Genomic DNA, 10,023 nt, shown 5'->3' on the forward strand with positions numbered 1-10,023 from the left:
GCGGGTTTCAAGGTAACGCGAAGGGCTAGGGAGCCCGTTGCTGTGGGATAAGGCGTCAAGGCATTCGCTGCCCCTTCTGCGTAACAGAACGGTGCCCCCTCAATCCCGTCGAGCCAGTCGGGATGCTCAGCATCCATGGCGGCATCGCATTTAGAGATCAGCGGGTAGCCATTGAATCTGGCCGACTGGATACCCACCAACGCCGCGCCAGCAGGCAGCGGAATCGGCGTAGCCACTTGGCCAGCCGTCACGGGCATCACGATAGGCGCCCGCCAAATCCCCGACTCTGTACAGAGCTTGGCGGCACTCTCGCGCAACCAGTGCAGCGCAACCGGTTCGGGGCAATCCGGCACGGCGGGCAGCAGGCCGGTCAAGAGACGATCTAGCGGTGTCATGGGGTGTTCAGCTTGTTATTCACGGTGGTGGTGCTTTCCACTTGGTTCAGCGTGCCAACCTGGCTTTCGAAGGCGTTGAAATACGCTTCGGCCAAGCCGGCATTGGCGGCATAGGCCGCGTCCTTGGCGTAACCGCGATACAGCAGGTAATCGACAATTGCGGTCAGATAGAGGCGGTCGAGCACCAAGGCATCAGACAAACGCTCGATGTCAGGCGGCGTATCGGAATAAGTCAGTTCGATCCGGCTGCCGGCTAACGCAGGCGGATAGACATAGAACGATTTGGGATCACCCATGTTGTACATGGCATGCACGATGCGGGTTGCCGCTGGCATGGCATGCCAATCCGGCATCTGCTCATCGAGCGTGCGCCGATCCACCATGCGGATGGCGCGGCCTGGCGTGATGCCATCGGCTTCCACATTACGGATCACATCGAGCAGGCTGATGGCCCCGGCAGGCAGGCTTTGCTTGCTGCCCGCCACCAAGGCATGCGCCACCGTGCGCGGGTTGGCGCTCGGTCGGCGTACCACAATGGCGATTTGGGCATCGCTGATCCAGCGCAGCAACTCGGGCTCGGTCCAGCGAATATGCTCGCTGTCCTGCACCACATAGCCAAAGCGCTGGGTGACTGCCAGGGCCGTCAGCATGCTTATTGGCCTTCCGGCTTGCCAGCGCCCGAAGCGTCTGACTCACTGTTGGACATGGCCGGCTTCTTGGACGCTTCCGTTTCGTCCTTAGCAGATTCGATTGCCCGATTGACCTTAGCCGGCTTCTTGGGCGCTTCTGCCACGTCCGCAGCAGGTTCGGCTACCCAATTGACCTTGGCCAAGCGCTTAAACGCTTCTGCTTCAATGACCGGCTCAGCGACCGTCCGGTACAGGTCGGCATGTTTCAACAGGCATGCGATGGCCTCGTCGTCGGTTACTTCCGTGGTGTAACGCCCTTGGGCATCTCGGGTGAAGGCATAAGTCTGCCCATGCACGGTAATGTTGCGCACCTTGCCGTTGCTCGGTTTGATGAGGGATTGGATTTGCATGATGGATTTCCTGTTAAGCCAGCGTGTACCAAAGCAACAGGCTGATACGGCCTGTGGGTGCGCCGGTTGCGATGGCATTGACCTTGACGCCGATAGACCGGTCAGCCTGTGCTTTGGGGAGGGTAAAGCCCGATTTGAGGGACATGCGGGATGCGCCGCCCGCCTTGCCTACCGGGTCAGCCGCGAAGCATTCCGCGCCGATAGCGCGATTGCCGGTATCACCAACCGAACCGGACATCAGACCGACATCCAGCGCCACGGTAGGTGTGGCATGACTGTCGAGCTTGTCCGTGACCAGGGTCATATCGAGGATGCGGGCACCGGCTGGCAGAATGCCCAGCTCGATCACATCGCCGGCAGCCAAGGCGGCCTTCAGGTCATAGTCAAACGGGGCACAGGTCGCGCCGGCATCGCTCGGGGTCGTGTATTGCACGCGGCCTTGTGCGGCCAAAGATTGATACAGCATGGAATTGCTCCTAAGCCACCCAGCCCGTTACCGAGCCAGGTTGGCGGTAATGAGTGATTAGTTCGGGTTGGCGGCGTAGGTATCGAGGGCAATCACCGCGAAGTCGCGGCCTTGGAAGCGGGCTTTCTTGACGCCAAAGATGCTGGAGGTATCGATGATGGGTTCGTTACCCAGGTCAACAGTTTCCTCATGCCAGTCAAAGCGGCGGCCGCTGCTGGAGCCATAGGCCACCAGACCGGCGCCCGCCCCCAGGAACAAGGCTCGCGCTGCGGGTTGCTTGCCATCAGCGCCATAATCACCAAAGGTAATCACCCCCTCGTACTTGTGCAGGATGACGTTGTTCAACATCCCCATATTGCCCTTGAAGATTGGGTTACTGCGTCCCTCGGCCGCTGCTGCGGCCTTCTGTACATCCGCCCAGTCGTTGGTGGTCGCGCTGGTGCGCAGGTTGTACGCCTGGTATTCGCTCATCACACAGACATAGTGGTCCTCGCCATCGATCTTGAGCGGCTGGACGCGGATATTGTCGGTATTGATGGCATTGAGCGTCGCCGCCCGGGTGGCAGCACGTTCAATCAAGGTGCGGTTCATCACATCATCGTTGCCGATGCTGGCCTTGTTGGTGGCATTGCCGCCGTACAGGATATGGTCCGAGTCTGGCGCCTCGACATCATTGTTCGCAAAGCCGTTGAAATCGGTTTCCCAAATAAAATCGGGGTTATTGCCGCGTGCGCCGGACAAGTAGATGGAAAACAGTTCATCCTGTAATTGTGACCAGTAGTCACTGGCGCGGTCCTTGGCCACCTGGCGCAGGTTGTGCAAGGTGCGCTTACGGGTCATGCGCCCGCCTGCGGATACCGGCTTGCGCAGTTGATCGATCTTGATCTCATCCGTATAGAAACGCAGGCTTTCCTGCTTGCCTTCGGCTCGATCATCCCCTTGTATCGGTGCGCCACGCAGCCGCATCGACAGGTCAAACGTAATCTTGTCGCCCGAATCCGATTCCAGCTCGTCCTTACGTAAAATCAATGCGCCGTTGGCCTGGTTCTTACCGACGAATTTGCGGCTGTAGTAGGACTTACGGGCGGTGTCGGCAGCGAGGCCAACGGAATAACGCTTGACGGCCTTGGGGTCGTTCAAGCCAATGATGGTTCGTGGCATGCGGCAATGCTCCTTGCAGGGTTAATGGGCGCATCTGCGCCACAGAGGGGGTAATGTAGGGCTTGTCCCCGGTGTGTCAGGCTCATAGGGATCGGTAATAACGCTCTTGCTGGCTCTCGGACATCCGCCCAATGGCGTCTTCCAAGGCCGTGCCGTCGAGCTTGTCCAGGGCACTGAATTCATCGCCGGTATCGATATTGCCGGCACTGGGCAAGCCGCCTATCGTGGGCGGCATGACAGGTCGCTTAGCCGGTGTCTTCGGTTTCACGCTGGGGACGGCTTGCTCCTTGACGGCATCCGGGTTGAACAGCTTGGCCATGCGGTTGAATTGCGCCTGGGCCTGCTGCAACGCCGTGGCGTGGGCTTTTTCCAGCATTTGCCAGCCATTGAGGCCGGCATTCTCGGGGTCGTTGGCTACCTGGATCACTGCCTGATTCAAGATGGCGGTCATTTCCGGGCTATCGGCGTAGGTCGCCTTGTTGGCGGTCAGAAACGCCTCACACGTTTGGGACCACGCCGCTTGTTCTGCCGCTTGGGCATTCTGTGCATTGAGGGCGCGCGCATTGTCGGCATCGCGCATGGCTAAGCGCAGGTCCAGCGCCTTGTCGTTCAGCGCATCAAGCTGTGACTGGTACGTGGCCGCATCGACTTCGTAGTTCTCCAACTGGGTGTTAAGGGCTTTTTTTTGCGCCAGGATGTCGGCGAGCTGTTGTTCGGCATCCTCGGGCACCGCTGGCACGTCGTATTGGACGGGCTGCGGCTTGTAAGCAGGTGCTTCGACGGCTTTGGGTGCGACAGGCTCGGGTGTTGCCGATGCCTCAACAGGCGCTGGGTCCGTCTGCGTGCCATCTGAATCATCCGATGCCTCCGCTTCTGGATCACCCTCGTCCTCTTCAGCATCTCCTTCTTCATCACCCGCTTCATCGTCCATCCCGGCATCCATCATTTCGCCAATGGTGCGGCTGTCTTCGTCTTCCTCATCGGTTTCCGCCAGAATGGCGCGTTCTTCGTCGGTCAGGCCGTCGTCGTGGTCGTCGTGTGTATGGATCGTCATGGCTTACTTGGCCCTCCTGGCCGGTTTGGATTGGGATAGTCGTTGCTGCGCCTGGTTGTCGCGCACAGCCGCCTTGATGCTGTCGAGTTGGGTGTTGAACTTGGCTTCCAACTGGTCCACGGCCAGGGCGTATTCCTTGCCCTGTAGCTTCATGAGGTGTTCCAGTTGATCGATGACGGGCTGGAGCTGGGCGGTATTGCGCGCCTGTTCGGCCAAGGCTTCTTTCTGTTCCACCTCGGCAATGGCGTTGCGCTTGGCCAGCTCGTTTTGCTCTGCCTGTTCTTTCTGCTTGGCTTCCTGCTCAGCGATCTCTTCCGGGGTTTGCTCAGCATCCGGGTCGCGCTGGCCGGTGAGCTTGCGCACGCGCTGCACCAGTTCGTCCTTATTGGGCACATCCATCAGGTCAATGATCAGGTCCAACATGCCCATGGCGACATCGGGCGGCAGCTTGGCAGCCAGTTCAAACAGCATCTGGGTCTGCGCTTGCCGGATCGTGGCGTGGTAATCCTGCTCGCTGACGATGAAATCGGCCTTGGTGCGCACCAGGTTGTTCTCAGGCAGGCCGTCGTTGATGGGCTGGAACTCGAAGCCACCCTTCGCGTTGGTGACGCGGATTTGTTTTTGCTCGGTGGCAAACTGTTCCATCAGGCTCAGTTGCAATTCACCGTGGAATTGGAAGGCCAGACGCAGGTTGTCGAATAGCTCCGACGTGGCCATGCTGCCTTGGTCCTGCCTTGCCTCAATGGCGACGCCACTGGTGGCATTGGTCTTACGCCCCAGGTTCTCGTCGGTGACGCCCGAGACATCCTGAATCATGCGGGCATCGACATCGGCCAGTTGCAGGTGGGCGGCTGCCAGGTCACGGTCTACGTTCAGTTCAAGATGTTTACCCTCCTCGTACTCGATAATGGCGTCTGGCCGGGCAATCTCTTCGCGTAACCGTTCCTTGTCTTTAACAGCACCCCGCTCCATCACAACCTTGTTGGTCGAAAGGACATACAACGCTTTGGACATGCGCTTGTTGAACGCATCCTGTGGGTCACGAATCCCACGCACCATGCCGTAATACGCCCCATCGCGATTGCGCTGGTAGGCGGCCATCAAGGTATACGGGAAGCGGTTGTGCCTATAGGGGCTACGGCCTTCGTACAGCAAGCTCGCTGTCGTGAAGATCGCCAAGCGGACCTGCATTTGCTGCTGTTCGGCGATATGGCATAGCTCGCCCTCAACGGCGGCACGCATCACTGCATCGGTCGGGTCGTATTCCTGGCCATCAAACTCGCCACCCTGCACCTTCTTGATCCTGGCCGGCACGCGGTACCACATCTCGAAAACACGCACGCGCTGGCGGGCAAAGATGCCATCGCCCAAATGCCCCGCTTGCTCGTCCTGATCGGGGAAGTCATCGGAAAACCACAGACTGCTACCCAAGGCATCGGCATCAGGGGTGCTCTTATGAACGATGAAGGCCCGGCTCGGATTGATGAGTTCGGCGACATCGGTATCCAGCCACTTCTGCCGGATCACATAGCGCCAGTCACTCATGTCCACACGGCGTGAAGCACTGTCGTGGAGCATTTCGCGCCAGGGGGCATGCCGCGAGTACTGCATTTCGCCGTCGTCGTTGTTCTGCGCCCCATCTTCGAGCCAACCCATGCCGCCCTTGACCATATCGGCAAAGGCCCGCGAGCGCTCGAACGCGGCTTTGTTCACGTCAGCAACGTATTTGAGGTACTGGGTCTTACGTTCAGCCGCTTTGGCACCCTCACTGTTGCGCGGCAGTATCTTCCAGTCCACGCGGGTGCGCCGCTCGGTACCCAGCACCCAATTCACTGCCGTGGCGATCTTGTTGTAGACCGCCGGCAATTGCCCCCGCGACTCAAGCGTGACCGCGTCATCAACCGCCCATTGAATGTGGTCGTAATAGTCGTGGTCGATAGCCATCTGAACCCGGTTCTCGGCCTGTAAATCCATTTCGCGCCGGGTAAAATCCATCAATCGACGGAACAGCGCCTGCATCGGTGGGCTATCGAGCGGGTCATGGTCGGGTTGTGCCTGGTCATCACCCCGGCCCAGAAAGGACCGGCCAGCCTCGGCCGCAATCGGGTCGACGCGCTTGTGCACCTTGACGTTGACCAGACGGTCATCTGCCATGTCAGTCACTGGTAGATGTCCTTGCTGAAACGCCGCCCATTGGCAATCACTTCAAGCGCGCCGACAACCTGGCGTTTCTCCTTGGGGGCAGGCGGCATGGTGTGCAATTCATCGAGACCGTCCTGAATCACGGTGATGATTTGCGTCCAGGTCTGCGGGGTGGGATCGAGACGTAGGACGTTGGCCGCCTTGATGGCGGCATGGGCCACCATGCGCACGTCTTCTACGTCGGTACGCCAGCGCCAGATATCGTCTTGGCGCACAGCGAAGGCAGTGGCGCCCAGCCTTGGCACGGCAGGCCGAATAACGAGGCAGGGATCACCATTGAGGTAGGTGTAGTGGCGAATCAGCCCGTATTGCCGCTGGGCCTTGCCGGTGTCTTGGATTTGGTCGGTACTACCCTGCATGTCTGGCCATCCTGAAGGTCTGGAATGGCAGCAATGTAGGGGTCGTTACCGGTGTTTGTTTCGGGAAAAAGTAAGAAATGTAGGCGTCTTGCGCGTAGTGGCGAGACGGGCCATCGGTTTGGATTGGATCGGGAGCATTCATGGGCGCAAATCTATAGCGCGCCCCCGGTGTTTCAATTTGCTAGGCCTACTCTCACATATAGATCGACTAAGCAATTCGCCTGCAAAGTGACGTCACTTCAGGCACTTCTAGAAGGAATGGCAAAAGGTCTCGAGCACTATTAATTGTCCATAAAAATCTGACTTCACGCTGCACTGAATATGGATCAGCCGGTTTTACAAATCCGAGCGGACCAGGTGGATCTTCAAGGCCAGAATAATTCCGCTTTCTGTAGATCACCTTACCCCAAGCAGCCTGCCGTATTTGATGTAGTTCCCTCAATTTCATGGTCAGCAATTGAAAAAACTTATTCGGGTTAGAAATTTCAACGCAGTACATTCCAAATGTTTGGTTTAACTCTTTAGGGTTGAAAAATTCTGTAGCACATAAAACGAATGCATCGGGTATACGATGCACACTAGTATTGTTATTCAAAGTGATATTGGGGCAACCAGGTCCAATGTTAATACTGCATCGAGCTGCCACAACCATAAGTGAAGGGTCATCACTTCCGCCCATAATATAACCTGAGTTATACCGGTGTACCGCTTCTTCCTCATCTCCTTGCAATGGGTCTTCATAAGCTCGGCACTTTTCTAGTGTGTTAATCCAAACGTTACCGTTTACCAACGCATTAGCATGGGATTCCTCTTTAATAAAACGATACACCTTTGCAGCATTTCGTTCTCGTTTCAGCCTACTTGCTTTTCCCATGTCGGCAATTCAAATTAAATAAAACTGGCTTGATGCGCCTGAATTTCGAGAACAATAATCCTTTCGTTTAACAAATTGTCTTATCGTAAAAATACTAGACCACTTTGTACCCGAGTGAACTACGAGATTTTGGCCGACACCCACTCTCCGTCCGCTCTACACCAGGATTGCCAATGTGCCCCAACGCCACATACTGCAATGCATCGTGCGGGTGTAAATACCAGTTCTAACCAAATGAGATGCGCTACTCACAGTCTGCACTGCTATCTTGAGAGCGGACAAATTCAGGGGGCGACATGAGGCGGCATCGCGGGTTTACGCTAGCTGAAATAGCTACGGTCATGGTGATTGTGGGGCTGATTATCCCTATGGTATGGGGCTTTTTAACGGCTCAGTTGCTTCAAAGTCGGGTTGATGCCACAAAGGGTAACCAAGAACTCATTAAGCAAGCACTTCAGCGCTATGCGGCTGCGAATGGTCGTTTACCTTGCCCTGCACCCGTAAACCTCGCATCTACCGCTGCAAATTTTGGTGCCGCATCTCGTGAGCCACCTGTAGACGCTGGTGTTACTTGTAACCTTGGTGGTGTTACAAATATCGCTGGGAATACTGTTTACCGTGGTCTTGTGCCCTGGGCAACGCTCGGCATCCCAGAATCGCAAGCATTAGATGGATTCGATGGTTACTACACGTACTACGTCAGTCGTGCCGCAATTCGTAACCCTTCCGCTTTACTCACACCAGCACAACGGCTAAGCCCTGGCAGCAGCATTAATGGGCCCATTATTGTTAATAATGGTGTCACGAATATTGCAACAGGCGTTGTAGCCGCAATTATTTCCCATGGTATCAATGGATATGGGGCATACACCTACCACGGTGCTGGAGCCCAAAAGCCTGCTGCAAACGGAGGCGCGCGCGAGCAGGAAAACACCAACAACAATGTTACTTTGACTAAAGCAGATTATGCAGAAAGTGGTACGAACCAATTCGACGATATCGTCATTTGGTTAAGCGCTGACGATGCGCTGGCACTATCGGCAACTACAGACGGTGGCGCTAAACCTGCATCTCAAGCGGTACGCGAACGTGCCTTTAACTTAGTGACAGTAATGGCGCGAGATACAAAGATTAATGGCGGTGCTCTCCAATCGGTTCGAGGAGGTATTGGGCCATTTACAGTGAATTACTTTCCTGTCAATGCGGCATGTGACACAGGAGCACGAACGATTAGTTCATTTGATACTTCCAACCTTGGTATCACCGCTGCTGATGTACTTGACCCATGGAGTTTGCCTTACAGATTTTCACGTGGGAGAACTGACCTTAACTCCAGTGGCACTTGTTCCTATGTCATTACTATTGTTTCAGCAGGGCCTGATGGCGCATTCAACACAGCCGATGATGTACAACTACCTTATTCAACGACAACCTACACAGGGCTAGTGGCAAAGTTCTAAATGCTTTCCCCATTTATAAGGAGGACGGTAAGAAAATCGGGCTGTTTGTCTTTTTGCTTACCATTGTTCGTGGTTTCTTACTTTTTGCGATTCGTGTTCAATGTTTACGAATTAGGCTACGTACAACATTTATCACGCCGTCTTATAGCTCCCTGAATTGCGGGACTTGGCTCTACCGCTTTCTGTCTTCTCTGCACCAGGATTGCCGTTGTGACCCAGTGCCACATACTGCAAGGCATCGTGCGGGTGCGAAAAACGGTTCTTGTCCGGCTTCTCGGTGTATCGCTCTTCCCCTGCTACCTGCATCTTGCGTAGCTGGTAGCCACCATTGAAGCCCTTGCGCAGTGTCTTGCACGATGGGTCGAGCAACAGTGCAGGCTCACCATCAACCATACGCACCAGAAAGCTTTCCACGGCACCAATCCGCGCTATCGGGGCATTGGTTCGGGTTGGCGTGATGTCCAAGCCTTCGTCTCGCAGGATCGAGAAACAGGTTTTCTCATCAGTATCGGATGCGGCCACGCCTGCCGGGTCACCCCAGCCGGTGATTTGCTCCCATTCGGCTTGGTCTTCATCCCATTCCAATGTCCACTCCGGGTAAAGCGCTCGAAGCTGGGGTTTCACCACATCGCGGGTGAACTGCTCTACACCCATCCGTTCGGCAATGAACTCCCGCAGGATGCGAAGTTGCCCGCGTGGGGTGAGCTGGGTGACGATACAGGCGGGTGTTAAGCCAAAGTCCCAGCCCAAGCGAATTGCTACACCCCGCTTCGCCTTCAATGGCTTGTCACTGACATGCAGACGGTCATTAAACTGCGGATAGACTGGCTTACCTGTCATCAAGCTACCGTACTCGGCCCGCACATAAACCTTGATCCAGTCCTCGCGCTTGCCCGCACACGAAAACGTGTAGTAACCGGTACGCAGGTTCTGCACATTCTCTGCTTCTGGCGACAGGCCGCTTGGTTGGCTGAAGAATTCAATCAGCGGCTGGTCGGGCCCAAGCACACCTG

General features: G+C 56.1%; 11 protein-coding genes. 1 reads left to right on the forward strand and 10 read right to left on the reverse strand.

Going from position 1 to position 10,023, the window contains the following annotated elements; all coding sequences use genetic code 11:
* From CSQ89_RS17570 to CSQ89_RS22175, 9 genes are all read right to left on the reverse strand, one after another.
* Positions 1-395, reverse strand: a 395-nt coding sequence (locus CSQ89_RS17570) for a hypothetical protein (RefSeq protein ID WP_143747085.1), incomplete at its 3' end; no start/stop codon positions are given.
* Positions 392-1,045: a phage adaptor protein gene (locus tag CSQ89_RS17575; protein ID WP_099407395.1), complete on the reverse strand. Its 654-nt coding sequence runs from the start codon at positions 1,043-1,045 to the stop codon at positions 392-394. The genes CSQ89_RS17575 and CSQ89_RS17570, both read right to left, overlap by 4 nt.
* Before the next feature lie 2 nt (positions 1,046-1,047).
* Complete coding sequence (locus CSQ89_RS17580) at positions 1,048-1,434, reverse strand: hypothetical protein (RefSeq protein WP_099407396.1); 387 nt, start codon at positions 1,432-1,434, stop codon at positions 1,048-1,050.
* A gap of 13 nt (positions 1,435-1,447) precedes the next feature.
* Positions 1,448-1,900, reverse strand: coding sequence for a hypothetical protein (locus CSQ89_RS17585; protein WP_099407397.1), 453 nt, complete (start codon positions 1,898-1,900; stop codon positions 1,448-1,450).
* A gap of 57 nt (positions 1,901-1,957) precedes the next feature.
* Positions 1,958-3,061 carry a N4-gp56 family major capsid protein gene (locus tag CSQ89_RS17590; RefSeq protein ID WP_099407398.1) on the reverse strand — a complete coding sequence of 368 codons (1,104 nt, stop codon included), beginning with the start codon at positions 3,059-3,061 and terminating at the stop codon, positions 1,958-1,960.
* A gap of 82 nt (positions 3,062-3,143) precedes the next feature.
* A complete protein-coding gene (locus CSQ89_RS17595) occupies positions 3,144-4,115 on the reverse strand; it encodes a hypothetical protein (protein ID WP_099407399.1) in 972 nt (323 codons plus the stop codon).
* A gap of 3 nt (positions 4,116-4,118) precedes the next feature.
* Positions 4,119-6,269 carry a portal protein gene (locus CSQ89_RS17600; RefSeq protein ID WP_099407400.1) on the reverse strand — a complete coding sequence of 717 codons (2,151 nt, stop codon included), beginning with the start codon at positions 6,267-6,269 and terminating at the stop codon, positions 4,119-4,121.
* A gap of 5 nt (positions 6,270-6,274) precedes the next feature.
* Entirely contained in the window at positions 6,275-6,676 is a 402-nt protein-coding gene (locus CSQ89_RS17605; RefSeq protein ID WP_099407401.1) for a hypothetical protein, read from the reverse strand.
* A gap of 208 nt (positions 6,677-6,884) precedes the next feature.
* Positions 6,885-7,550 (reverse strand): hypothetical protein, encoded by a 666-nt coding sequence (locus CSQ89_RS22175; protein WP_139023114.1) that lies wholly within the window; start codon positions 7,548-7,550, stop codon positions 6,885-6,887.
* 296 nt (positions 7,551-7,846) lie between these two features.
* Between CSQ89_RS22175 and CSQ89_RS17610 the strand changes: the two genes are divergently transcribed.
* On the forward strand, positions 7,847-9,010 hold the full coding sequence (locus tag CSQ89_RS17610) for a type II secretion system protein (protein ID WP_139023113.1): 1,164 nt from the start codon (positions 7,847-7,849) through the stop codon (positions 9,008-9,010).
* A gap of 132 nt (positions 9,011-9,142) precedes the next feature.
* Here the strand turns inward: CSQ89_RS17610 and CSQ89_RS22540 are convergent.
* A partial coding sequence (locus CSQ89_RS22540) for a hypothetical protein (protein WP_308418174.1) occupies positions 9,143-10,023 on the reverse strand: 881 nt, incomplete at its 5' end.

It is taken from the genome of Chitinimonas sp. BJB300 (assembly GCF_002735695.1).
Lineage (GTDB): Bacteria > Pseudomonadota > Gammaproteobacteria > Burkholderiales > Chitinimonadaceae > Chitinimonas.

Coding starts and splice junctions, on each gene's coding strand:
- CSQ89_RS17605 (WP_099407401.1), bottom strand. CDS start 6,676: ATGCAGGGTAGTACCGACCAAATCCAAGACACCGGCAAGGCCCAGCGG.
- CSQ89_RS17585 (WP_099407397.1), bottom strand. CDS start 1,900: ATGCTGTATCAATCTTTGGCCGCACAAGGCCGCGTGCAATACACGACC.
- CSQ89_RS17595 (WP_099407399.1), bottom strand. CDS start 4,115: ATGACGATCCATACACACGACGACCACGACGACGGCCTGACCGACGAA.
- CSQ89_RS22175 (WP_139023114.1), bottom strand. CDS start 7,550: ATGGGAAAAGCAAGTAGGCTGAAACGAGAACGAAATGCTGCAAAGGTG.
- CSQ89_RS17575 (WP_099407395.1), bottom strand. CDS start 1,045: ATGCTGACGGCCCTGGCAGTCACCCAGCGCTTTGGCTATGTGGTGCAG.
- CSQ89_RS17600 (WP_099407400.1), bottom strand. CDS start 6,269: ATGGCAGATGACCGTCTGGTCAACGTCAAGGTGCACAAGCGCGTCGAC.
- CSQ89_RS17590 (WP_099407398.1), bottom strand. CDS start 3,061: ATGCCACGAACCATCATTGGCTTGAACGACCCCAAGGCCGTCAAGCGT.
- CSQ89_RS17580 (WP_099407396.1), bottom strand. CDS start 1,434: ATGCAAATCCAATCCCTCATCAAACCGAGCAACGGCAAGGTGCGCAAC.
- CSQ89_RS17610 (WP_139023113.1), top strand. CDS start 7,847: ATGAGGCGGCATCGCGGGTTTACGCTAGCTGAAATAGCTACGGTCATG.